Origin of the sequence: Pseudomonas sp. xss_4 (assembly GCF_043104125.1) — a bacterium.
GTDB classification, from domain to species: Bacteria; Pseudomonadota; Gammaproteobacteria; order Pseudomonadales; family Pseudomonadaceae; genus Aquipseudomonas; species Aquipseudomonas parafulva_B.
Map to the genome: position 1 here is coordinate 105,148 of NZ_JBICKJ010000065.1, position 22,997 is coordinate 128,144.

Annotated in this window: 20 protein-coding genes; 8 read left to right on the top strand and 12 right to left on the bottom strand. The window is 62.8% G+C overall.

The features are described from left to right. Window positions 1–10 precede the first annotated feature (10 nt). The 7 genes from xerD to ffh form a co-directional block, all read right to left on the bottom strand. The gene (gene xerD / locus ACF8GB_RS12385; protein WP_196121691.1) at window positions 11–907 is read right to left on the bottom strand and encodes a site-specific tyrosine recombinase XerD; all 897 of its coding nucleotides are present in this window, start codon (window positions 905–907) and stop codon (window positions 11–13) included. A 709-nt stretch (window positions 908–1,616) separates the two neighbouring features. Further along, window positions 1,617–2,036 (bottom strand): acyl-CoA thioesterase, encoded by a 420-nt coding sequence (locus ACF8GB_RS12390; RefSeq protein WP_058637442.1) that lies wholly within the window; start codon window positions 2,034–2,036, stop codon window positions 1,617–1,619. Between the two features lie 93 nt (window positions 2,037–2,129). Next, window positions 2,130–2,480, bottom strand: a complete 351-nt coding sequence (rplS, locus tag ACF8GB_RS12395) for a 50S ribosomal protein L19 (RefSeq protein ID WP_023533640.1) — start codon at window positions 2,478–2,480, stop codon at window positions 2,130–2,132. Between the two features lie 41 nt (window positions 2,481–2,521). Next, window positions 2,522–3,274, bottom strand: a complete 753-nt coding sequence (gene trmD, locus ACF8GB_RS12400; RefSeq protein ID WP_028634846.1) for a tRNA (guanosine(37)-N1)-methyltransferase TrmD — start codon at window positions 3,272–3,274, stop codon at window positions 2,522–2,524. Window positions 3,275–3,277: 3 nt separating this feature from the next. Continuing rightward, window positions 3,278–3,814 (bottom strand): ribosome maturation factor RimM, encoded by a 537-nt coding sequence (rimM, locus tag ACF8GB_RS12405; protein WP_027913820.1) that lies wholly within the window; start codon window positions 3,812–3,814, stop codon window positions 3,278–3,280. Between the two features lie 5 nt (window positions 3,815–3,819). Beyond that, entirely contained in the window at window positions 3,820–4,071 is a 252-nt protein-coding gene (rpsP, locus tag ACF8GB_RS12410) for a 30S ribosomal protein S16 (protein WP_023533649.1), read from the bottom strand. A gap of 240 nt (window positions 4,072–4,311) precedes the next feature. Beyond that, window positions 4,312–5,688, bottom strand: a complete 1,377-nt coding sequence (ffh, locus tag ACF8GB_RS12415) for a signal recognition particle protein (RefSeq protein ID WP_023533651.1) — start codon at window positions 5,686–5,688, stop codon at window positions 4,312–4,314. A 250-nt stretch (window positions 5,689–5,938) separates the two neighbouring features. Between ffh and ACF8GB_RS12420 the strand changes: the two genes are divergently transcribed. From ACF8GB_RS12420 to ACF8GB_RS12430, 3 genes are all read left to right on the top strand, one after another. Beyond that, window positions 5,939–6,748: an inner membrane protein YpjD gene (locus ACF8GB_RS12420; RefSeq protein ID WP_392475473.1), complete on the top strand. Its 810-nt coding sequence runs from the start codon at window positions 5,939–5,941 to the stop codon at window positions 6,746–6,748. A gap of 9 nt (window positions 6,749–6,757) precedes the next feature. Then, complete coding sequence (locus ACF8GB_RS12425) at window positions 6,758–7,957, top strand: transporter associated domain-containing protein (RefSeq protein WP_058637440.1); 1,200 nt, start codon at window positions 6,758–6,760, stop codon at window positions 7,955–7,957. 279 nt (window positions 7,958–8,236) lie between these two features. Further along, complete coding sequence (locus ACF8GB_RS12430; RefSeq protein WP_196186680.1) at window positions 8,237–9,535, top strand: MFS transporter; 1,299 nt, start codon at window positions 8,237–8,239, stop codon at window positions 9,533–9,535. A gap of 60 nt (window positions 9,536–9,595) precedes the next feature. On the opposite strand, the gene purT is transcribed toward ACF8GB_RS12430, so the two are convergent. The 5 genes from purT to ACF8GB_RS12455 form a co-directional block, all read right to left on the bottom strand. After that, window positions 9,596–10,777, bottom strand: a complete 1,182-nt coding sequence (gene purT, locus ACF8GB_RS12435; RefSeq protein WP_144964598.1) for a formate-dependent phosphoribosylglycinamide formyltransferase — start codon at window positions 10,775–10,777, stop codon at window positions 9,596–9,598. Between the two features lie 76 nt (window positions 10,778–10,853). Further along, the gene (locus ACF8GB_RS12440) at window positions 10,854–11,321 is read right to left on the bottom strand and encodes a VUT family protein (RefSeq protein ID WP_023533643.1); all 468 of its coding nucleotides are present in this window, start codon (window positions 11,319–11,321) and stop codon (window positions 10,854–10,856) included. Window positions 11,322–11,388: 67 nt separating this feature from the next. Further along, window positions 11,389–11,583 carry a DUF1289 domain-containing protein gene (locus tag ACF8GB_RS12445; RefSeq protein ID WP_058604490.1) on the bottom strand — a complete coding sequence of 65 codons (195 nt, stop codon included), beginning with the start codon at window positions 11,581–11,583 and terminating at the stop codon, window positions 11,389–11,391. Beyond that, window positions 11,576–12,100: a gamma carbonic anhydrase family protein gene (locus ACF8GB_RS12450; RefSeq protein WP_058604489.1), complete on the bottom strand. Its 525-nt coding sequence runs from the start codon at window positions 12,098–12,100 to the stop codon at window positions 11,576–11,578. Before ACF8GB_RS12450 ends, ACF8GB_RS12445 begins: the two co-directional genes overlap by 8 nt. Next, window positions 12,097–12,753, bottom strand: coding sequence for a CoA pyrophosphatase (locus tag ACF8GB_RS12455; RefSeq protein WP_228385145.1), 657 nt, complete (start codon window positions 12,751–12,753; stop codon window positions 12,097–12,099). Before ACF8GB_RS12455 ends, ACF8GB_RS12450 begins: the two co-directional genes overlap by 4 nt. Before the next feature lie 114 nt (window positions 12,754–12,867). Between ACF8GB_RS12455 and ACF8GB_RS12460 the strand changes: the two genes are divergently transcribed. The 5 genes from ACF8GB_RS12460 (at window position 12,868) to ACF8GB_RS12480 (ending at window position 22,651) form a co-directional block, all read left to right on the top strand. Next, on the top strand, window positions 12,868–13,422 hold the full coding sequence (locus ACF8GB_RS12460; RefSeq protein WP_058604487.1) for an NUDIX hydrolase: 555 nt from the start codon (window positions 12,868–12,870) through the stop codon (window positions 13,420–13,422). An 82-nt stretch (window positions 13,423–13,504) separates the two neighbouring features. Beyond that, the gene (locus ACF8GB_RS12465) at window positions 13,505–14,059 is read left to right on the top strand and encodes a murein L,D-transpeptidase family protein (RefSeq protein WP_196142840.1); all 555 of its coding nucleotides are present in this window, start codon (window positions 13,505–13,507) and stop codon (window positions 14,057–14,059) included. A gap of 214 nt (window positions 14,060–14,273) precedes the next feature. Continuing rightward, entirely contained in the window at window positions 14,274–15,899 is a 1,626-nt protein-coding gene (locus tag ACF8GB_RS12470; protein WP_196186684.1) for a ShlB/FhaC/HecB family hemolysin secretion/activation protein, read from the top strand. A gap of 25 nt (window positions 15,900–15,924) precedes the next feature. Further along, window positions 15,925–20,451, top strand: a complete 4,527-nt coding sequence (locus ACF8GB_RS12475) for a hemagglutinin repeat-containing protein (RefSeq protein WP_392527110.1) — start codon at window positions 15,925–15,927, stop codon at window positions 20,449–20,451. Window positions 20,452–20,590: 139 nt separating this feature from the next. After that, a complete protein-coding gene (locus ACF8GB_RS12480; RefSeq protein ID WP_392527111.1) occupies window positions 20,591–22,651 on the top strand; it encodes a PhoX family protein in 2,061 nt (686 codons plus the stop codon). Window positions 22,652–22,997 lie beyond the last annotated feature (346 nt).

Sequence of the window (22,997 nt, forward strand, 5' to 3'; positions counted from 1 at the left end):
TGAAAAACATTCATCCGCGCGGATGGTGCTCGGCGTGCAGTTGCTGCAACCGTGCTTTTGCCACGTGGGTGTAGATCTGCGTGGTCGACAAGTCGCTGTGGCCCAGCAACAGCTGCACCACGCGAAGGTCCGCACCGTGGTTGAGCAGGTGCGTGGCGAACGCGTGTCGCAGGGTATGCGGCGACAAGGCTTTGTCGATGCCCGCCACCTGGGCATGGTGCTTGATGCGGTGCCAGAAGGTCTGCCGCGTCATCTGCTCGCCGCGCAGGCTGGGGAACAGCACGTCACTGGGGCGGCCGTTGAGCAACTCGGCACGGCCGTTACGCAGGTAGCGCTCCAGCCACACCACCGCCTCCTCGCCCATGGGCACCAGCCGCTCCTTGCTCCCTTTGCCCATCACCCTGAGTACGCCTTGGCGCAGATTGACCTGATCGAGCGTGAGGCTGACCAGCTCGGTCACGCGCAGGCCGCAGGCATACAGTACTTCGAGCATGGCGCGGTCACGCTGGCCGATAGCCTCGCCAAGCTCCGGGGCTTGCAACAAGGCTTCCACGTCGGCCTCGGACAGCGATTTGGGTAGCGGCTTGCCCAGTTGGGGCATGTCCACCTGGAGTGTCGGGTCGATGGCAATGAGCTTTTCGCGCAGCAGGTAGCGGAAGAAACCGCGTAGCCCGGACAGGAATCGCGCGGTCGAGCGCGGCTTGTAGCCCTGGTCCAGGCGCCAGGCCAGGTGGTCGAGAATCAGTTCGCGGCCGGCGTCTGGGAGGTTGACCGAGCGGGCTTGGAGCCAGCCGTTGAACAGGGCCAGGTCGCTGCGATATGAGGTGCGGGTATTGTCGGACAATCCCTTTTCGAGCCACAGGGCGTCCAGGAATTGGTCGATGAGCGGGTGGTCCAGGGCGGGCATGCTGGGAGCTGTTGGCGGCTTTGGGGGGCGTAGTGTTTCATAGCGGTTGGCGGGTTGTCTGTAGCTGGGTGGGCTACCCTGGATTGCTTATCGAGGCTCGTGAGTTTTTATGGGCCGCGGCGGTGAAGGGCTGGGTGGTGAGTTCAGGCATTCGCTGTGATCGGCTGAACACCTGATTGGCTGGGCGCTGGGACGCTGGGACGCTGGGACGCTGGGACGCTGGGACGCTGGGACGAGGGTGTGGGCGCGTATGGCAAGTTGGTATTCGTTGGCGAGGGTGGCGCACAGTCACCTTTCCGCCCTTACGGCGGCTCACTTTTTGTCTTGTCAAAAAGTGAGCAAAAACCGCCTGCTCCTATCATCCGGCCCCTGCGCTGCGCTCCGGGGTTCCCTCGCTGCGGGCTTGCTCCCGGGAGGACCGCGCTGCAGGCCCCATCCTGGGGCCCAGCGCTTGACGGGCATCCATGCCCGTCACCTCCCTCCGCAAGCCCTGCGCTCGGCCTCCTGAAGTCGCAATCTGCGGCGCCTGGACTACCGCGCGCTTAGAAGCAAAAGCAACGGCAACGGCAACGGCAACGGCAACGGCAACGGCAACGGCAACGGCAACGGCGTGAAGGCTAGCGAATTTCGTGTAGGAGCGGCCTAGTGCCGCGATGGGCCGCGCAGCGGCCCCAGCTTTTGAGCTGCGCCCCAAATGTTGGACATCCGTTCACTTTTGGGGTTTCGATGCTTCCAGCACCGGCACGGGACGCTTGTCTTCGTCGATGGCAACGAAGCTGAAGACGCCGTGAATCGCCCGCTCTCGGCCATCGAGGTACATGTTTTCGACGAAGACATCCACCTGTACCTGCAAGCTCGTGTTGCCTACCTTGATTACCGTACCCACCAGCTCGACGATCGAGCCCGCCGGGATTGGGTGCTTGAAGTCGATGCGATCGGTGGAAACGGTCACCAACGGCAAGCGGCAGAAACGCGTGGCCGCGATGAAGGACACTTCGTCCATCCACGCCAGGGCCGTGCCACCGAACAAGGTGTTGTGATGGTTGGTGGTGTTGGGGAACACCGCCTTGGTCACGCGGGTGACCGAAAGCTCGGTGCGGCGCTGGATTTCCTGGTCTCGGGTGGTCATGGCTGTCACCTGTACGGAGTTCAAAACGCAAAAAAGCAGCCCGAAGGCTGCTTCTTTCTCGCTAAGCGACCTGGGCCGCCGGGCAAACTGTACTCAGGACAGTTTTTCCTTGATGCGAGCGGCTTTGCCGGACAGATCGCGCAGGTAGTACAGCTTGGCTTTACGCACGTCACCACGACGTTTCACGGCCAGGCTGTCGATCTGTGGGCTGAAGGTCTGGAAGGTACGCTCTACACCAACGCCGCTGGAGATCTTGCGCACGGTGAAGGCGCTGTTCAGACCACGGTTGCGCTTGGCGATAACGACGCCTTCGAACGCCTGCAGACGGGAACGCTCACCTTCCTTCACTTTAACCTGGACGACAACGGTGTCGCCGGGTGCGAAGGTCGGGATTTCCTTGCTCATCTGCTCGGCTTCGAGCTGCTGGATGATCTTGTTGGTCATGCTGTGCTCCTAAGATGGATCGTGATCCACCATCGATACGTTTAACTATCGTCCCGCTCGCGGAGGTATTCCTCGAGCAGCTTCTTCTCTTCTCCAGAAAGCGAGCGACTTTCCAGAAGATCGGCGCGTCGTTCGAAGGTCCTACCAAGGGACTGCTTCATTCTCCAACGCCGGATGTGTGCATGGTTGCCACTGAGCAACACGTCGGGAACACGCTGATCCGCATACACCTCAGGTCGGGTGTAGTGCGGGCAATCAAGCAGACCATCGGTGAAAGAATCTTCCTCCGCCGAGTCCACATGCCCTAAAGCTCCGGGCAGCAGCCGTGTAACCGCATCGATCAGTACCATGGCCGGTAGCTCGCCACCGGAAAGCACATAGTCGCCAATCGACCACTCCTCATCGACATGAGCTTCAATGAAACGCTCGTCAATGCCTTCATAACGACCGGCGATCAGGATCAATGATTCCTGTTCGGCCAGGCCTTTGACCGCCTGCTGAGTCAGCTTGCGGCCTTGTGGCGAGAGGTAGATCACCTTCGCCGCAGCTCCGGTTGCCTGCCTGGCGTTGACCAGGGCATCTTCCAGAGGCTTGATTTTCATCACCATGCCAGGACCACCGCCAAACGGCCGATCATCTACCGTATGGTGACGATCTGTGGTGTAGTCCCGCGGGTTCCAGCACGTTACCTGGAGCAACCCCTGTTTCACCGCGCGGCTGGTAATGCCGTACTCCGTGATGGCCGAAAACATCTCGGGGAACAACGTGATGACGTCTACGCGAAGGTTACCCATCGGTTAGAAGTCCGCGTCCCACTCAACCCGCATCACGCCTGCATCCAGGTCGATATCGAGCACGCATTGCGCCGTGTAGGGCAACAAACGCTCGCGATCATCCAGGCTGCCTGCACACGGCTTGACCACCATTACATCGTTCGCACCGGTCTCCAACAGGTGATCGACCTTGCCGAACAGGTGTTCGTCCTGGTTGATGACCTTCAGACCTACCAACTGGTACCAGTAGTACTCATCGGCGGCCAGGTTGGGCAAAAGGCTCCGCGCAATGCAGATTTCGTAACCGCTCAGAAGACGGGCTTCGTCACGATCCTCGAGACCTTTCAGTTTTACGACCAGGCCCTTTTGGGAGCCACGACCGCTGACCAGCTCGACCTGCTTTACCTTGCCTTCGTGCCGAAGCGTCCAGCTTGGATAATCCAACAGGTTTTCAATCGGATCGGTAAAGGAATACACCTTCACCTCGCCGCGAACGCCGTGAACCGAAAAAATCTTGCCAACGACGATGAGGTCGTCAGCCTTTTCTGGCGTCGCGTTCATATTGCTCAGGCGGCAGCCTTGGCAGCGTCCTTCAGCAGCTGAGCAACACGCTCAGACGGCTGTGCACCCTGGCTCAGCCAGTAGGTGACGCGCTCTTGGTTGACTGACAGCTTAACTTCGGCGCCAGCAGCGATCGGGTTGAAGAAACCTACGCGCTCAACGAAACGGCCGTCACGGGCGTTACGCGAGTTGGTCACGGTCAGGTGGTAGAAAGGGCGCTTTTTCGAGCCGCCACGGGCCAGACGAATGGTTACCATGTGAACATCGTTCCTATAGTCGGTGCTGCAGTTGGTACTGCAAATCTGAATGCCAAATAGGCACACGGGTGCCCAAAAGGCCGCATATTCTCAAGGAATACACGGACATTTGCAAATGACTTTTTCGGTCGGCACTTGCCCGACCGTCCAGACTTGCTGCGTAAGCCGCGAAAATCGCGACCGTTGTCCCGCTTGCGCGGGGTGAGGGGCCGGCCCAAAAATGACCTGCCCCGGAAAACTTCACAGCTTGGGCATGCCACCGCCCGGCAGCATGCCGCCGAGCCCACGCATCATCTTGGCCATGCCGCCCTTGCTGGAGAACTTCTTCATCATTTTCTGCATCTGCTTGTGCTGCTTGATCAGCCGGCCGATGTCCTGCACCTGAGTGCCGGAACCCAAGGCGATGCGGCGTTTGCGCGAGCCGCTGATCAGGTCGGGATCGCGGCGCTCGGCCGGGGTCATGGAGTTGATGATCGCCTCCATCTGCTTGAACTGCTTCTCGGCGGCGCCTTGGGCATTGCCCATCTGCGACAGGTTAACGCCGCCAATGCTCGGCAGCTTGTCCATCAGCCCGCCCAGGCCGCCCATGTTCTTCATCTGCTGAAGCTGGTCACGGAAGTCCTCGAGGTCGAAGCCCTTGCCTTTCTTCAGTTTCTTGGCGAGTTTGTCGGCTTTGGCCTTGTCGATGGTCTGCTCGGCCTGCTCGATCAGGCTGAGCACGTCGCCCATGCCCAGGATGCGCGAGGCCACCCGGTCGGGGTGGAACGGTTCGAGCGCTTCGCTCTTCTCGCCCATGCCGATGAACTTGATCGGCTTGCCGGTGATGGCGCGCACCGACAGCGCCGCACCGCCACGCGCATCACCATCGACCTTGGTCAGCACAACGCCGGTCAACGGCAGGGCTTCGCCGAACGCCTTGGCGGTGTTGGCGGCGTCCTGACCGGTCATGGCATCGACCACGAACAGCGTTTCGATGGGCTTGACCGCGGCGTGCAGGGCCTTGATCTCATCCATCATGTCGGCGTCGATGTGCAGACGGCCTGCGGTATCGACGATCACCACATCGATGAACTTGAGTTTGGCTTCGCGGATGGCGGCTTCGGCGATGGCGACCGGCTTCTGGCTGATGTCAGACGGGAAAAAGGTGACGCCGATGTCGTTGGCCAGGGTCTCGAGCTGCTTGATAGCCGCCGGACGATAGACGTCGGCAGACACCACCATCACGCTCTTTTTCTTGCGCTCTTTAAGGAAGCGCGCCAGCTTGCCGGCAGTGGTGGTCTTGCCCGCACCTTGCAGGCCGGCCATCAGCACCACGGCAGGCGGGGCGGCATTGAGCGCCAGATCTTCGTTGGCCGCACCCATGAGGCTTTCGAGTTCGGCCTGGACGATCTTGACGAAGGCCTGGCCTGGGGTGAGGCTGCGCGACACTTCGGTGCCGACGGCACGTTCCTTGACGCTGTTGACGAAATCCTTCACCACCGGCAGGGCAACGTCGGCCTCGAGCAGGGCCATGCGCACTTCGCGCAGCGTGTCCTTGATGTTGTCTTCGGTCAGCTTGGCCTTGCCGGTGACATGGCGCAGCGTCTGTGACAGGCGGTCGGTCAGGTTTTCGAACATGATGATCCTTTCTGGCCCAGTAAAAGCCGAGGTTGTCAGGCGCCCGCGGGGAAATGCACACCCGCCAGGCACAGCAAGGCGGCGATTATAGCGAAGTGAAGCGACCGCGCACACCTTAAGCGGCACTCGCCGGTCGCGACGGGGTTTGCCCGGTGCCTGCACCGCCGCCGCCTTGCGCGCCCGTCAGTCTTCCTAGAGCGGCGCGGTTTATGCCAAACTCTGTCTCTTTAAGGCTCGCCCACCAGGACTTATGGTCTCCTCTCCCAGCCTCATCCCCAACCTGATTGCCGCTGCGCTCTACATCGTCGCAGCCGTCTACCAGGGTTCATCCCTGGCCAAGGGCCGCAAGATCGACAAACGGCTCCCCGGTCTGTTGGGCACCATTGCGGTGATAGCCCAGGGCGGTGCGCTGTTCTTTCAGCTGATCACCCCGCTTGGCCTGAGCCTGGATTTCTTCAGTGCCGCCAGCCTGATCGCCGTAGCCGTCATCGCCCTGACCTTGCTGGCATGCCTGCGCATCCCTGTGGAGAACCTGCTGGTGCTATTGTTCCCACTCGGTGCGGTCACCGCGCTGCTGGCCCAATTCGCGCCGCCCGGCACCGTGCCGCTGATCGATGAGGAACCGGGCATCCTTGCTCACATCCTTCTGTCGATCCTGGCCTACGGCCTGTTCACCATCGCCGTGTTCCAGTCGTTGCTGTTGCTGGTGCAGGACCATCAACTCAAGCACAAGCACCCCTCTGGCCTGATTCGAAACTTCCCGCCACTGCAAACCATGGAAAGCCTGCTGTTCGGTTTCCTCTGGGCAGGCTGGTGCCTGCTGTCGCTGTCGCTGGTGTCCGGCTGGCTGTTCCTCGACAACCTGTTCGCCCAGCACCTGGTGCACAAGACGTTGCTGGCTTGCGTGGCCTGGGTCGTGTTCAGCGTACTGTTGTGGGGGCGTACCCGCCTGGGTTGGCGGGGCCACAAGGCCATCCGCTGGACCTTGGCAGGCTTCTGCCTGCTGATGCTGGCCTATTTCGGCAGCAAGCTGGTTCGCGAATTCATTCTGCACATCTGACGGCCTTTCATGAACATCCTGCCGTACGCACCGCTTCTCGGCACCTCGGCAATTGCCCTGCTGTGGTCTGCACTGCTCACCGCCATCGAGACCGCACGCCTGCACACGATGGTGTCGGGCGGCGAGAAGGACAGCCAACCCAAGCTTTCGGGCCCTGCCCTGGTCCTGGGCGCCAGCCTGGGCAAATGGCTGGTACTGGCGCTGGCCTGCCTGATCGGGCTGCGTCACGGTGGTGACGCTGGCCTGTGGCAGGCAGGCCTGGCTGCCGCTGCTGCTCTTTTGGTGTTCGCCGAGTACCTGCCTCGTCGCCTGGCCAGACGCAACCCACAGGTCTTCGTCAGCCTGGGTGCGCTGCTCAAGCCTCCACTGGTACTGCTGCAACCGCTGGCCGGTATACTCGACGGCTGCGCCAAGCTGTTACTACGCCCACTGCGCAAGCAGCCTGCCGCAGTCGCCCTGCACCCCGAGCAAGCCGACGATTTCGAGGACGACGAGCACCCGGAAACCCCACGACGGGGGTTGCTCGACGGCATCCAGTCCCTGGACAAGATCACCGTCAACGACATTCTGGTGCCGCGCAACGAGGTCGATGGCATCAACCTCGACGAGCCGATCGAGCGCATCATCGAGCAACTGATCGTCAGCCGTCACACCCGCTTGCCGGTGTACCACAGCGACATCAACCAGGTCGAAGCCATCCTCAACACCAAGCTGATCAGCCACTTGTTGCCCCAGGCCGCGCTGACCCTCGAAGCTCTGCGCCAGGCGTGCTACGAGCCCTATTTCGTGCCCGAAAGCACGCCCTTGAACCTGCAGTTGCTCAATTTCCACAAGCAGCAGCGGCGCCTGGGCGTGGTGGTAGATGAGTACGGTGAAGTACTGGGGATCGTCACCTTGGAGGACATCCTCGAGGAAATCGTCGGCGAGTTCGAAGATGACCAGAGCCTGGGCAACCCCCATGTCCACAAGCAGCCTGACGGTACCTATGTCATTGATGGCACGGCCTCGCTGCGGGAGATCAACCGTAGCCTGGGCTGGCATCTGCCGTGCGATGGCGGGCCTAAGACCCTTAACGGCCTGGTGACCGAAGCGCTGGAAAGCATCCCGGAAAGTGCGGTGTGCCTGAAAATCGGCCGCTATCGCCTGGAAATCCTTGAAACTGAAGACAATTGCGCCAGCAAGGTACTGGTATGGACGGCAACCCGATAGCTATACTCGGGCAACGCTTACCCAGCCCTGCCGTCCCGCCTGCTACCCGCACTCGGCGCTCCACGGTCAGTCCGCTTCGCTGAAACGCCCTGCGGTCCTGCTTCACCACCCTGAGCAGTGTCCGCCCGCCCCTATCCCCTTGGGCTATCGTCAGCCAGGCGAACACAACAACAATCGCGCCAGCGCCATGGGAACCATTGTTCGGGCGGCTGCAATCGGTGTGTCCGTTGCAGGCCGACAGAGCACCGTGGCGTTGCCCCAGACCGCCAGGGACCTTCAATGACAACCAGCACCTACGCCGGCGCACCTGCCGCGCCGGTCAACTCGCCCGCGCGGGTTGCCACTGCCAGCTTCATCGGCACCGCCATCGAGTTCTACGATTTCTATGTCTACGCCACGGCGGCCGCCCTGGTCATCGGGCCGGTGTTCTTCCCGTCCGGGTCCGGCACTGCCCAGATGCTGGCGGCCTTCCTGACCTTTGGCATCGCCTTTCTGGCCAGGCCACTGGGCTCTGCGCTGTTCGGTCACTTCGGCGACCGCATCGGACGCAAGTCCACGTTGGTTGCCTCGCTGCTGTTGATGGGGGTCTCCACCACCGCCATCGGCGTTTTACCTGGGTATGACAGCATTGGCGTGTGGGCACCGATCATCCTTTGCCTATTGCGCTTTGGCCAAGGGCTGGGACTGGGCGGCGAATGGGGCGGTGCGGCCCTGCTGGCCACCGAAAATGCGCCACACGGTAAACGGGCGTGGTTCGGCATGTTCCCGCAACTGGGCCCTTCGATCGGGTTTCTGGCAGCCAATGGCCTGTTCCTTACCTTGGCACTGACGCTCAGCGACGAACAGTTCCGCCAGTGGGGCTGGCGCATACCGTTTCTGCTCAGCGCCGCCCTGGTGCTGGTGGGGCTGTATGTGCGCCTGAAGCTTGAGGAAAGCCCGGTGTTCGCCAAGGCGGTGGCCCGCCAGGAGCGCGTGAAGCTGCCGGTGGTGGACCTGTTCGCCAGGCATTGGCGCCCGACCCTGCTGGGTGCCGCAGCCATGGTGGTGTGCTATGCGCTGTTCTACATTTCCACCGTCTTCTCCTTGAGCTACGGCGTAAGCACGCTGGGCTACAGCCGTGAAACGTTCCTGGGGCTGTTGTGCTTTGCGGTGATGTTCATGGCCTTGGCGACGCCGCTGTCGGCCTGGCTCAGCGATCGCTACGGACGCAAGCCTGTGCTGATCGTCGGCGGCCTGCTGGCCGTGGCGTCAGGTTTTACCATGGAACCGCTGCTGACCTCGGGCTCGACCACCGGCGTGGCACTGTTCCTGGCCATCGAGTTGTTCCTGATGGGCGTGACCTTCGCGCCAATGGGCGCCTTGCTGCCAGAGCTGTTCCCGACCCATGTGCGTTATACCGGCGCTTCGGCAGCCTATAACCTGGGCGGTATTGTTGGCGCATCGGCAGCGCCGTTCTTCGCTCAGAAGCTGGTGAGCATGGGCGGCCTGAGCTGGGTGGGCGGGTATGTGTCGGCGGCGGCCGTGATCAGCCTGATCGCCGTACTGTGCCTGAAGGAGACGCGCAATACCGAGCTTTAGGACGCTCAGCGACTTCATAGCAGGACTGTCGGGGCTGCCTGAGCGACCCCGACGGGTCTATCAGAACTCTACTTCCACGGCCTGGGCCGCACGGGTCGCCTTGGCGCGCGCCGCTTCGATGGATTCGTCACGGGCCAGGCAAACGCCCATACGACGAGTGCCGCTGATCTCAGGCTTGCCGAACAGGCGAATAGCGGTATCCGGTTCGCTCAGCGCAGCGCCGAGATTGGCGAAGGCGGTCTGCTGTGAGTGCCCCTGCGGCAGGATAACGGCCGAAGCACTAGGACCGAACTGACGCACCACCGGGATTGGCAACCCGAGAATGGCGCGGGCATGCAGGGCGAACTGCGACAGGTCCTGGGAGATCAGGGTAACAAGGCCGGTGTCGTGCGGGCGTGGCGACACTTCGCTGAACCAGACCTGATCGCCCTTGACGAACAACTCCACACCGAACAGCCCACGCCCGCCCAGGGCATCGGTGACTGCCTTGGCCACCCGCTGCGACTCGGCCAGCGCCTTGGGGGTCATGGCCTGCGGCTGCCAGGACTCCTGGTAGTCGCCTTTTTCCTGACGGTGCCCAACCGGTTCGAGGAACGTGGTGCCCCCGACATGACGCACGGTCAGCAGGGTGATCTCGTAATCGAAATCGATGAAACCTTCGACAATCACCCGCCCCTTGCCGGCGCGCCCACCTTCCTGTGCGTAGGCCCACGCGCTCTGCAGGTCGGCATCGCTGCGCAGCAGGCTCTGCCCCTTGCCGGACGAGCTCATTACCGGCTTGACCACGCAAGGGTAGCCGACATCGGCGACAGCCACGGCATAGTCTTCGTAGGTGTCGGCAAAGTGGTAGGGCGAGGTGGGCAGGTCCAGTTCTTCGGCAGCCAGACGACGAATGCCTTCACGGTTCATGGTCAGTTGCGTGGCGCGTGCAGTGGGCACCACGTTGAAACCTTCGCTTTCCAGCTCCACCAGCGTGGCGGTGGCGATGGCTTCGATTTCCGGCACGATGTAGTGCGGCTTCTCGGCCTCGATGACAGCGCGCAGCGCCACCCCATCGAGCATGTTGACCACGTGGCTGCGGTGGGCAACCTGCATGGCAGGCGCGTCGGCGTAGCGGTCAACGGCAATCACTTCCACGCCCAGGCGCTGGAGCTCGATCACCACTTCCTTGCCCAACTCGCCACAGCCACAGAGCAGTACACGGGTCGCGGTGGGCGACAGGGGGGTTCCGATACGGGTCATTTCAGGTCCTCGAAGGCATCCGGGGCCGCGCCTGGCTCGGCACCACCCGCTGAAAAAGGACCGCTATTCTACACCATCAGCCCGCCACGGCAGCCCGTCGGGCGCGAAATGCCATGGCCAGCCAGACGGCCGTGACACCGGCGAACTTCGACGCCATGGCGGTGCCGATCACCATCGGTGTGAGCGCACCGATCATGCCGAAGAAGATGAACGTATCGACCGGAATGCTTAATGCCGAGCTCAACCACAGCCGGTCGCGCAGGGGCCGCCGGGTGACGCTGAAGACCAGCCAATCGATCAGCTCGGAGACGAAGAACGCCGTGGCGCTGGCCAGGGCGATGGCAGGCTCGGAGGTGACGTAGGACAGCACCAGAGCCGCCAGCATGGCCACCAGCGCCCCATGCCCGAAGCGGGTCTGCACCATGTCGCGCAGGATGAAGACCAGGCCACCCCAGGCGGACCAGATGACGTCCAGGTGCGGGGCGCTGGAGAAGGCGTAGTTGATCAGCACGACACTGCTGATATAGGCAATCAGAAAGAGCATGGCGGGTAGTCTTTGGGCAAGCGGCACAGATTACCGTCGCCCGCCCTGGGAGGCAACCGCAGTACCGCTAGAGCACCAGCCCGGCTTCGGTGGCGCGCTCATGGCAACGCCTGAGCACACCGCGTCGCTCATCATTGCTCATACGGCCCCATTGGCCTATCTCTGCCACGCTGCGCTGGCAGCCGGTACAGATATCCTGCTCATCAAGGGCACAGATGTTGACGCAGGGGGACGCCACCGGGCGCTCGTTTACCTCACTCATCGTCGGGCACCAGCTCCTTGCCGTAGCGCTGGGCGTTATGGACATAGTGCGCCGCGCTGGCCTCAAGCATGCGCTTCTGTTGTTCGGTCAGCTCGCGCACGACCTTGCCGGGCGAGCCCATGACCAGCGAACCATCGGGAATCTCCTTGCCCTCGGCGATCAGGGCATTGGCGCCGATGATGCAGTGCTTGCCGATACGTGCACCATTGAGCACGACCGCGTTGATGCCGATCAGGCTGTAGTCGCCCACCGTGCAGCCATGAAGCATGGCGTTATGCCCAACGGTCACGCCTTTACCCAAGGTCAGGGGCGAGCCCATGTCGGTATGCATCACGGTGCCGTCCTGCACGTTGCTGCCTTCACCGATGTCGATCAGCTCGTTGTCACCACGCAGCACAGCGCCAAACCAGACGCTGGCATGGGCCTGGAGACGGACATTGCCGATGAGCGTGGCGTTGGGTGCAGCCCAACTGGTGGGATGAGTCTCGACCCGCAGGTCGCCCAGGCGATATTTCATGGTTGCTCCTCAGGCTGGGATGCCGATGGCAGGGTGGGCCCTGCTCGTTTGTCGGTAGGACGCTCAGGGGGACGGTGCAGGGAGATACCGGCGTCGAACAACAGGTTGACCAGTTCGACGATCATGATCGCCGACAGCCCCCAGATCTTGTATTCGCCGTAGCGGTAACTGGGCACATACCAGCTGCGGCCCTGGTAATCGATGCGGTGGGTATGGTCGCGAGGGTCCTGGCGGAAGAACTCCAGGGGAACGGTGAATACCGCCGCGATCTCGGCATCGTTGGGGCGGTATTCGACGAAGTCGGGAATGACGCCGACGTAGGGCGTGACCTTCAGGCCATGCAGGGATATTAGGGGGCTGAGCGGGCCAAGAACCTCTACCAGCCCTGGTGGCAGGCCAATTTCTTCTTCAGCCTCGCGCAGGGCGGTGAAGACCAGGTTCGGGTCTTCGGGATCGCGCCGTCCACCTGGGAAGGCGACTTCGCCACCATGGGTCGAAAGCCCCTTGGCGCGCAAGGTCAGCACAAGCTCAGGCACTTCGCTGCGGGTAATGGGCAAGAGTACCGCCGCTTCCGGGAACCGCCGATCCGATTCCAGGGTTGCAGGTTGGTGGTTGCTCATTCGGCGAAGTAGCTCGTCCAGCATCGCGCTCACTCGTATCCAAGGCCTGCCCTGCATGATGCACGAAAGCCGTCAGCCACCCAACCCCTGCTGCTTGCGGCGGCCGAGCCACCACGCCAAGATAGGCCACGACAAAAGGAAGCCTCCATGAATTTCTGCAGTGCGTGCGGTCAGCCGGTCATCGAGCAGATCCCCCAAGGCGACACACGGTTGCGGTACGTTTGCCCCGCGTGCCACACCATCCACTACCAGAATCCCAACGTGGTAGCCGGCGTGCTGCCCACCCATGGTAGCCAGGTGCTGCTGTGCCGCCGCGCCATTGAACCGCGCCGTGGTTTCTGGACCTTGCCTGCCGGCTTCATGGAAAACGGCGAGACGCTCGACCAGGCCGCCCGTCGCGAGACCGTCGAAGAAGCCTGCGCGCGTGTAGGCTCGATGACGTTGTACCAGCTGTTCGACCTGCCGCACATCAACCAGGTACATGTCTTCTTCCGCGCCGAGCTGGCGGACCTTGCGTTTGCAGTCGGCGTTGAAAGCCTGGAAGTGCGACTGTTCGAGGAGCATGAGATCCCCTGGGACGCCCTGGCTTTCCGGACCGTGGCACGGACATTAGAATGCTACTATCGCGACCGAATCGAGCAGCAGTTCCCCATAGGCCATGAATACCTGCCGCCGATGAACGTATCGACCACCCCCCGTTAGGGTTCACGAAATGCCGCCCGGTGATGACCATCGTCGAGTGCCTTTCGCATAACCCGGTACAGAGCCTTCAGGATATTGCTACATGCGCTGGTTGCTTGCCCTCCTCTGCCTTGGCGTTGCCTCGATGTCCCAGGCGGCCTACACCGAAACCATCATCCGCAAACCGGTCTCGGCAGTGCAGGCGGGCTCGCCTGCGCAACCGGCGGTGCAGCCTCAGGTCGACAAGGTACTGGTCATCAAGTCCGAACGTCGCCTGCAACTGATCAGCCGCGGCGAGCCGATCAAGACCTACCGCATTTCCCTGGGCAAGCAACCCAAGGGCCCCAAGCAGCGCGAAGGCGACAAGAAGACTCCGGAAGGCTTCTACTGGCTGGACTGGCGCAAGCAGAGCGAGCGCTTCAACCTGGCTATGCACATCGACTACCCCAACGTCAGCGATGCGGCCCGGGCCAGCCAGGCAGGCGTGAAGGCCGGCAGCATGATCATGATCCACGGCACGCCGATCAACGACGAATACCCCGAGTGGTACTTCCATACCCTGGACTGGACAGACGGCTGCATCGCCATGCGTAACCGCGACATGCAGGAAGTCTGGAACCTGGTGCGCGATGGCACGATGATCGAGATTCGGCCCTGATCTAGCGCAATTCATCTGTTTTTGTAGGAAAGAGCCCACCCGTTCGCTGGAACCTGCCTGACATTGTCTTAGGCACGGGATGGCATCCAGGGAAATGCCACGGCTTTTAGCATCCACGCAATCGAGTACGAAGTCCGTACCGCATTGCTGGGATGCTCAAGTGCACTGTCCTATCCCCCTCAAGCGCCAGTTGTTGGCTGTCTGCTTTATCCTGATGGTGCTCGCCTGCGGTGAGGCGAGGGCAGACGTTGCCAGCTGGCAATTACGCGACCATCAGCTGGACCTGCAACACCAGCAACAGCAACGCCGCCTGGAACGCTGGCAGGACAAGGCCGACACGGCAACGCCCTCCCAGGCTCCCGTCGCCGCACCCGCTCAGGCGCGCTGCTGGAAGGTCGCAGGTGTCGAGGTCGCCGGCAATCGCCACTTGGACGACGCTGCCCTGGCCACCACCGTGCGCCTGAACGTCATGCCGTGCATGGGCGTTGCCCAGATCAACACGCTGCTCAAGGCCATCACCGAGCAGTACGTGCAAGCCGGCTATCCGACCAGCCGGCCTTACCTGCGCCAGCTGCCCCAGGACGGGCACCCGTTGCAAATCGTGCTGGTCGAGGGCTTCGTCGAATCCATCGAGTTGGCTGGCCCCGAGCTGCCCCTGTCCTTGTCCGGTGCTTTTCCAGACCTGCTGGGGCGCCCGCTGTACCTGCCAGACGTCGAGCAGGGGCTCGATCAGCTCAACCGCCTGCGTGCCTTCGACATGGGTGTGGACCTGTTGCCAGGGCAAATGCAGGGCGGTACGCGCGTCGTGGTCCAACCGCGCCGGGCAGAGGGGCGCTGGCATTTCGATACGCGGTTCGACAACCGGGGCAGCGATTTTACCGGGCGCCACCGGCTGACGGCAGGCATCGGTGTGGACAGCCCGCTGCATCTCAATGACGACCTGCGCTTTTCACTGACGCATACGGTGCTGGGTGGCCCGGGCCGTAGCCAAGGTGTTTCGCTTTACTACAGCGTCCCCTACGGCCGCTGGAGCTTTGCCCTGAGTGCAAGCGAACTGCGCTACCAGGCCCCGCTGCCCAGCGGCAGGCTGAGCGCAGATGGCCGGAGCCGTTATCAAGGGTTGAGCGCCGAGCGCGTGCTGTGGCGTGGCCAACGCGGGATGCTCAGCGCCTCACTGCGGCTCGACCGTAAGGCGTTGGTCAATCGCAATGCCGGGGCGGTCGTCGTGCAGCAGAGCCCTACCCTCACCTCCCTTGAAGCCGGGCTGAACCTGCTGTGGCTGCAACATGGCCTGTGGAGCGGCTATCTGGGTGTGACGCAGGGCGTCACGATGCTCGGCGCCGACCGCGCACCCTTGGGCGCACAGCGTCTGCGGCCCGACTTCAGGAAGTACCGCGCCAGCCTGCTCTACATCGGCCAAGGCCCGGCCAGCCAGCCGTGGCGCTGGCAGAGCGAACTCAACGGGCAGTACAGCCAGGATGCACTGCCGGCCGTTGAGCAAATGCTGGTCAGCGACGATTCGGCGGTACGCGGGTTCCGCTTGCAGACCTATTCCGGCGCCACCAGCGCGGTGTGGCGAAACACAGTCAGCTACCCCCTGCCCCAAACGTGGGGCGCACCGCTGCACATGCGCCCCTACATCGGCCTTGACCTGGGCTGGACCCGCACCGCTGCTGGCTCACCGTCGCAGCGCCTGGCCGGTGCGGCAGCCGGCCTGGAATTCAGTCTGCCAGGCAGCCGACTGCGCCTGGACTACCAGCGCGCGCTATACGCCAGCGACCACCCAGGCCGGCCCAATGAGCCTGGTTTCTGGGTGCTGGACTGGTCGATGACCCTTTGATTCACCCACAACAATGAGAAAAACCATGAAGACATCCTCGCCCTCTCTTTGCATCCAGCCGGACACCTTGCGCTGGGCTATCTTTCTGATCGTGCTCGGCTCTACCAGCGCATTGGCCGAAGGCGGTCTGGACGCCGTCAACGGCCCTGGTGGCACCCCGCTCATCAACAACGGCCACGGTGTCCCGGTGATCGAGATCGTCCCGCCCGATGCCAACGGCCTCTCGCACAACCAGTTCAACCAGTACAACGTCGACCGTGCAGGCCTGGTGCTGAACAACGCCACCCAGGCTGGGCAATCGCAGCTGGCCGGTGCCCTGGCCGCCAACCCTCAGTTCCAGGGGCAGGCAGCGTCGACCATCCTCAACGAAGTGGTCAGCCGCAGTGCCTCACTGATCCAGGGCCCCCAGGAAATATTCGGCCGTGCTGCCGACTACATCCTGGCCAACCCCAACGGCATCACCCTCAACGGCGGCAGCTTCATCAACACCACGCGTGCAGGCTTTCTGGTAGGCACCCCGGCGTTCGAGCAGCAGCAGCTCAAGTACCTCAATACCCTCGACGCCAGCGGCACCCTGCAGGTGCTGGACGGCGGCCAGAGCAATGCCGACGGCGCCCTCGCGTTGATTGCGCCGCGCATCGACAGCCAAGGCCTGCTGGCGGCCGCGACCACCCTGGACATCACCGCTGGTCGCAACCGGATCGATCACGCTAGCGGCGCGGTGGTCGAGCACCGTACCGCCACGCCGGCCAGCATCGACGCCAGCCTGTTCGGTGCCATGCAGGCGGGGCGCATCCGCGTGGTGAGCACTGCCGAAGGTGCGGGTGTGCGGGTACGAGCCCCCCTGGTCAGTGCCACGGATGGCATCGAAATGGCGTCGGCGGGCAACCTGGACGTGCTGGGTACGGCGGCCAGCCCAACCGTCCTGCACAGCGGGCAAGGCCCCTTGAAGCTCGATGCACAGGGCGATCTGGTACTGCGCACCGTAGAGGCCAAAGCACCCCGCATCGAAGCCCGGGCGGGTCAGGCCCTGACCCTCGATGCCCAGGCCCTTGAGCGGGTCAAGCATGACAACGAGCAATGGAGCAAGAAGTTCCTGTTCGTCACGCGCGAAACCTACGACCGCGACACCACGACCACCGACACCCAGCAGCACGGCACCCGCCTGGAGGCCGACGACAGCATCGTGCTTACCTCCGGCGGCGACATGCGCATGACCGCCGCCACCTTGCAAGCGGGCAATGGGCTGAATCTGGACAGCGGGGGCAACCTGGACATCCTGGCGGGTATCGACAGCCAGGCCATCCAGGAAAAGATCCGTCACCGCAAGGACCTGTGGCGCGGTGACAGCGACACGGACACTTTCACCGAGCACGCCCAGGGCAGCATGCTCACCGCAGGGCAGATGCAGGTGCAGACGGCCGGCAACCTGAACGTGCAGGGCAGCACCCTACACAGCCGCGGCGACCTGGCCATCATGGCCAAGGAGGGCATGATCGCCACGACGCAGTTGCAGGAGCAGAGTACGCGCCGTAATTATCGCGGTGACCTGGTGTCCGGTACGTTCTTCGGCGATCACAAAGGCAACGAGAAAGAGGGCCGCAACCTGGCAGGCAGCACCCTCACCAGCGATGGCATCCTGACCGTCACAGCCGACAAGTTCACTGTCAGAGGCAGCACGGTAATAGGCCTGCAGGATGCGACGCTGCACAGCCAGCAAGGCTCGCTGGCCGTGGAGGCGGACAAGGGCACCAGCACCCGGACCGATCATGCACGCGACAGCAAGCTGTTCGGCCTGATTGCCAGCGACAGCCGCAGCACTGAGCGCAACGAAGCGGTGCTGGTCAGTGAGGTAGGGGCGCAGAGCAACCTGCGCCTGGTCAGTGCCGAGGATTTGCGTATCGAGGGCGCCAATGTCAGCGCTGGCGGTCATCTTGGCCTCGAAGCCAAGGGCAATGTGGCAATCACTGGCGTGCAGGCGACCGAGCAACGCGAGGTTCGAAACCAGCAGCGCACCTTCACCGCCAGCGCCGGGCAGACCAAGGAGGCCGACGGCGACAAGCCCGGTTCTCGCCAGTACAAGGCCAGCGTGGGCTATGACGTTGTCACCCGCACTGGCCAGGAGCAGAAAACCGAAAACGTGGGTAGCCAGCTCAAGGGGGCTTTGGTGAGTGTCAAATCCGATGCCGATGTGCAGGTCACCGGCTCCACCATCAACGCCCTGGCCGGGGACCTGGACATTGATGCCCGCAAAGTGACGTTGGGCACCACCCAGGCTACCCACGAAACCACCACTACCACCACCCAGAGTGGTGGCGGCCTCACGGTGACTGGCGGGATCGACCGGATAGGTAGCCAGTTCGATGGCCACCACCAGCGTGGCGTACAGACCAACCGTGAGCAGAAGATGCAGCGCACCGAACTGCAGGCAAGCGGCAACGTACGGTTGCGTAGCGACGAGCTGGTGACCGAGGCTGCGCGGGTAAACGCCGGCGAAACGTTGCAGGTTACCGCCACCCATATGGAGAACCGTGCGGTGCAGAACACCTCCGAGCAAACCCAACGCCAGGATGACTGGTCTGCCAGCCTCGGCGGGAGCCTGGAATACCGTGATCTCACCCGGCCCATCGAGCGTCTGGTGCTAGGTGAAGAAGCTGCTCGCTTTCAGCAGGCCTCGCCCGAAGACGCGATGGTGGCGCCCAGCGTAGGCGCCGACATGACCGTCGAGCACCTCAAGCGCCTGGAAAACCAGCGCCGTGGCTTTGCCCAGGTCAGCGAACTTTCCGGTGCCAGCGTGCAGGTCAAGGTCGATACCCTCAAGGATCAGGGCACTGCCTGGCGAGCCAATGCGGGCACGCTCGACATTCAGGCGCAGCACCATGACATGCAGGCTGCGGCCAATACCGAGCACAAGCGCGAGCAGCACCTGACCGTTGGTGCAGATGCTCGGCTGGATACCACTACCGGTCAGGACCTGAACGTGCGCGCGGCCGGCAACGGCGGTTCTCTGGATCGCCAGAGCACTGTCAGTACGGCTGTGGCGGGCTCCCTGTATGGCCAGCAGGGTATCAAGGTGCAGTTGGGCAGCGATGGGCGTTATGAAGGCACACGTATCGATGGAGGCAAAGGCGACGTGCGCATGCACAGCGACGGTACGCTGGAACTGGCCCAAGCCACTGACCGTAAGGCGCGTCAATCCAGCCAGCTGGACGGCAATGCCTGGGTCAAGGTCGGCAATCGCCCCGGCAGTACCGGCATCGATGGGCGCGGCTATCTGGACCATGCGCGCAATGATCAAGCCACCAGCACAGCTCAGGTGGCGCAGATCGACAGTAAGGGCCAGGTGGTGTTGACCAGCCGTGGCGACTTGACGCTCGAAGGCACGCGCATCGGTAGCCGCGAAGCCCCGACCGGCGATATCACGCTGCACAGCGATGGCCAGTTGCAGGTCAAGGCGGCAACCGCCACACAAGAGGCCAGTGGCGCGAAGCTGGGCGGTGGCCTGGAGTTGGCCGCCAAGACCGGCACAACGCAAGGCGGGGGCCTAGGTGGCCACTTTGGCAATGGCAAGCAGCAAGAGAACGCGCGCCAGGCCATCGACGCGCAGTTTGCCAGTAACGGTCGCCTCAGCGTGACCAGCAGCGCACGCGACGCGCAGGCTTTGCAGGTCCAGGGGTTGCAAGCCAACGCCAAGGAAATCGTGCTCGATGCCATGAACGGCGGCATGCGGCTGGAAGCCTCGTCGAACCAGGAACTGCGCAATAACCTCGACATCACCGCCGGTGCCGGTTTCAACGCCAGCAGTGGCGCACTGGACACGCGGGGCCTGCATGGCCGTCTGAAGGTGGACATGGACAAGCGCGACAATCTCACCTGGAACGCCGGCAACCTGCGTGCCGAGCGCATCGCGCTGCACAGCGGCGGCGATGCCAGCCTCGAAGGCGTCAGCCTGGACGCCGCGCGGATCGAAGGTGCCATAGAGGGCGATCTGCGTGTGGCCAGCCTGATGGACCGCGTCAATAACCTCAGCGTCAAGGGTGATGCCAGGCTTAGTCAGGAAAAGAACCCACAAGGCTATGTCAACGCTGCTACATCGCTGGCCGGGCCGCTAGGCGGCAAAGTCGGCGAAAAAGCCGGCCCTGCCCTGAGCAAGGCTGATCCAGGTTTCTCGCCTACCCTGCGACTTGAGGTGGTCCACGAGCAACGCGACAGTGTCGCCCAACAGGCCACGCTCAAAGGCAGCGAGGGCATCGCCTTGCAGGTTGGCGGCAACGCCCAGTTGGTCGGCGCCCGCCTGCAATCGGCCAGGGGCGAGGTCAAGCTGGACGCCAACTCGATCAAGCAGCAAACCCTGAGCGGCAGCGACTACCGGCGGGCTGTTTCGATCGATGCGTCCAATTCCCCTGTGGACCTGGGCACCGCCATTGCCGAAATTGCCAAGGGCAAAGGGTCTGCAGAGGGTGAAAACGCCCTGGATCTCGGGCTGATCCGCACCAGTGGGCATAACCGCAACGAGCAGTGGGCATCGAGCCTGGGCGCCAAGCGCGACTGAGCAACCTTGGCAGAGCGCCCCTTTGCGGGGCCTCTTCAAATGCGCCACAGGGTTGCAACGTCCGCTCATGGTTCTGCAAACCAAACGTCACAATCGCCCACTAGAGTGCGGTCTGAACTCTGCAACGCAAGGACATGTGATGAGTCGTGACACCGGCGACAATTTGGACCGCAACCCCAGCACCAACACGGCCATGGCCACCGTCATGGACATTTACCTGAGCCGACGCAGTGTGATGCGCGGCGGCCTGGCCGCCGCCGTCACCCTGATCGCCGGCACCAGCCTGGGCGGTTGTTTCAGCGGTGCTGATATCCGCAGGCCCGCCGGCCCTGGCGAGCCGGTCACCGGCAACGCTGCCAGGTCAGGGCTGGCGCTGGGCTTCGACTCGATCCCTGGGTCACGCACCGATGCGTGCACCCTTGCCAAGGGCTACCGCGCACGCGTGCTGGCCCCATGGGGAACACCGCTTAACCGGAACGCCGCGCCCTGGAAGCCGGACGGCAGCAATACCTCTGTCGACCAGGCCAACGCCATGGGCATGCACCATGACGGCATGCATTTCTTCCCCATCAATGGCAGCTCGGATGATGGCTTGCTGGCCATCAACTTCGAGTACATCGACCCTGCAGCCTTGCACCCGGCTGGCCCAACCACTGATGTCAACGGCAAGCGCCCGGTCGAGGAAGTGCGAAAAGAAATCAACGCCCATGGGGCTGGCGTGGTGCGCCTGAAAAAAGTCAGCGGCCGCTGGCAGGTTGTCGACAACGACCCGCTGAACCGCCGCTTCACCACGGCTTCGCGCATGGAAATCACCGGCCCGCTGCGCGGCACCGACCACGTCAAGACCAAGTACTCCACCGCCGGTACTCACTGCCGCGGTACCAACAACAACTGCGGCAACGGTTACACCCCGTGGGGCACCTACCTGACCTGTGAAGAGAACTGGCCGGGCATCTTCGTCAACAAGGGCACCCGCCCCGAAGACCAGCGCCGCATTGGCGTGGGCACCTCCACCGGCCAGTACAAGTGGGAAAGCGCAGCCGGTGACAGCACCGAAGAGGCCGACGAGTTTGCCCGTTTCGACGTGACCATCAAGGGCGCCAGCGCCACCGACGACTACCGCAACGAAGCCAGCACCTACGGCTACATCGTCGAGATCGACCCGTACAACAGCAGCACCCTGGCCACCAAACGCACCGCGCTGGGCCGCTTCCGCCACGAGGGCTGCGCCCCAAGCCTGCCGGTCGCGGGCAAGCCGCTGGTGTGGTACATGGGTGACGACTCGAACAACGAGTACCTGTACAAGTGGGTGTCAACCGCCGTGTGGGATGCCGCCGATGCCAACCCGGCCGACCGCCTCGCTACCGGCGCCAAGTATCTGGACCAGGGCAAGCTCTACGTGGCCCGCTTCAACGCCGATGGCACTGGTGTATGGCTACTGCTGGACGTGGCCACCGCCACCACGGGGGGCAGCACCCTGGGCGCGCTGTATGGTGACCTGCCGGGCATCATCCTCAACACCCGTGGCGCTGGCGATGCCGTAGGCGCGACGCCGATGGACCGCCCGGAATGGACGACGGTCAACCCGCTGAACGGCGACGTCTACCTGACCCTGACCAACAACAGTGCACGTACCCCGGAAAAGGTCGATGCGGCCAACCCACGCGGCCCGAACCGCCACGGCCACATCATTCGCTGGCACGACAGCGACGATCAGTTGAGCTTCAACTGGGACATCTTCGTGTTCGGCGCAAACGCCGCCGGTGCTGCCGACATCAACCGTTCCGGCCTGACCGAACTGAACCAGTTCGCCAGCCCCGACGGCATGAGTTTCGACAGCCGCGGCGTGTTGTGGTTCGAGACTGACAACGGCGAGAGCACCCTTACCGACTACACCAACGACCAACTGCTGGCGGTGATTCCAGGTCTGCTGGTGGATGCGGCGGGGCGACAGGTGCCGGTGAATGGGGAAAACCAAGGGGGGTTGCGGCGGTTTTTCGTGGGGCCCAATGGGTGTGAGGTGACGGGGATTGCGTTTACGCCGGATAACAGGACGTTGTTTATCAATATTCAGCATCCGGGGAACTGGCCAGTTTCGGAAGATGCTACCGAGGGGGCTTTTGGGGGCAAGCGGGTTCGGCCGCGGTCTTCTACGGTGGTGATTCAGCGGGAGGATGGGGGGGAGATTGGGACGGGTTGATTGGGTTCTGGATGGGGGTTCTTATGTTATCCGGTTTTAAGTTCTGAGTTCAGAGCTCCGAGCTCCAAGTTCCAAGCTCCAAGCTCCAAGCTCTAAGCTCTAAGCTCTAAGCTCTAAGCTCTAAGCTCTAAGCTCTAAGCTCTAAGCTCTAAGCTCTAAGTTTTATTGAGAAACTTGAAACTTGAAAGCGTGGGCGCGCGCAGCAAGTTGATATTCATTAGCGCGGGTGGCGCACAGTCACCTTTCCGCCCTTACGGCGGCTCACTTTTTGTCTTGTCAAAAAGTGAGCAAAAACCGCCTGCTCCTATCATCCGGCCCCTGCGCTGCGCTCCGGGGTCCCCTCGCT

Coding starts and splice junctions, on each gene's coding strand:
- xerD (WP_196121691.1), bottom strand. CDS start 907: ATGCCCGCCCTGGACCACCCGCTCATCGACCAATTCCTGGACGCCCTG.
- ACF8GB_RS12390 (WP_058637442.1), bottom strand. CDS start 2,036: ATGACCACCCGAGACCAGGAAATCCAGCGCCGCACCGAGCTTTCGGTC.
- rplS (WP_023533640.1), bottom strand. CDS start 2,480: ATGACCAACAAGATCATCCAGCAGCTCGAAGCCGAGCAGATGAGCAAG.
- trmD (WP_028634846.1), bottom strand. CDS start 3,274: ATGGGTAACCTTCGCGTAGACGTCATCACGTTGTTCCCCGAGATGTTT.
- rimM (WP_027913820.1), bottom strand. CDS start 3,814: ATGAACGCGACGCCAGAAAAGGCTGACGACCTCATCGTCGTTGGCAAG.
- rpsP (WP_023533649.1), bottom strand. CDS start 4,071: ATGGTAACCATTCGTCTGGCCCGTGGCGGCTCGAAAAAGCGCCCTTTC.
- ffh (WP_023533651.1), bottom strand. CDS start 5,688: ATGTTCGAAAACCTGACCGACCGCCTGTCACAGACGCTGCGCCATGTC.
- ACF8GB_RS12420 (WP_392475473.1), top strand. CDS start 5,939: ATGGTCTCCTCTCCCAGCCTCATCCCCAACCTGATTGCCGCTGCGCTC.
- ACF8GB_RS12425 (WP_058637440.1), top strand. CDS start 6,758: ATGAACATCCTGCCGTACGCACCGCTTCTCGGCACCTCGGCAATTGCC.
- ACF8GB_RS12430 (WP_196186680.1), top strand. CDS start 8,237: ATGACAACCAGCACCTACGCCGGCGCACCTGCCGCGCCGGTCAACTCG.
- purT (WP_144964598.1), bottom strand. CDS start 10,777: ATGACCCGTATCGGAACCCCCCTGTCGCCCACCGCGACCCGTGTACTG.
- ACF8GB_RS12440 (WP_023533643.1), bottom strand. CDS start 11,321: ATGCTCTTTCTGATTGCCTATATCAGCAGTGTCGTGCTGATCAACTAC.
- ACF8GB_RS12445 (WP_058604490.1), bottom strand. CDS start 11,583: ATGAGTGAGGTAAACGAGCGCCCGGTGGCGTCCCCCTGCGTCAACATC.
- ACF8GB_RS12450 (WP_058604489.1), bottom strand. CDS start 12,100: ATGAAATATCGCCTGGGCGACCTGCGGGTCGAGACTCATCCCACCAGT.
- ACF8GB_RS12460 (WP_058604487.1), top strand. CDS start 12,868: ATGAATTTCTGCAGTGCGTGCGGTCAGCCGGTCATCGAGCAGATCCCC.
- ACF8GB_RS12465 (WP_196142840.1), top strand. CDS start 13,505: ATGCGCTGGTTGCTTGCCCTCCTCTGCCTTGGCGTTGCCTCGATGTCC.
- ACF8GB_RS12470 (WP_196186684.1), top strand. CDS start 14,274: ATGGTGCTCGCCTGCGGTGAGGCGAGGGCAGACGTTGCCAGCTGGCAA.
- ACF8GB_RS12475 (WP_392527110.1), top strand. CDS start 15,925: ATGAAGACATCCTCGCCCTCTCTTTGCATCCAGCCGGACACCTTGCGC.
- ACF8GB_RS12480 (WP_392527111.1), top strand. CDS start 20,591: ATGAGTCGTGACACCGGCGACAATTTGGACCGCAACCCCAGCACCAAC.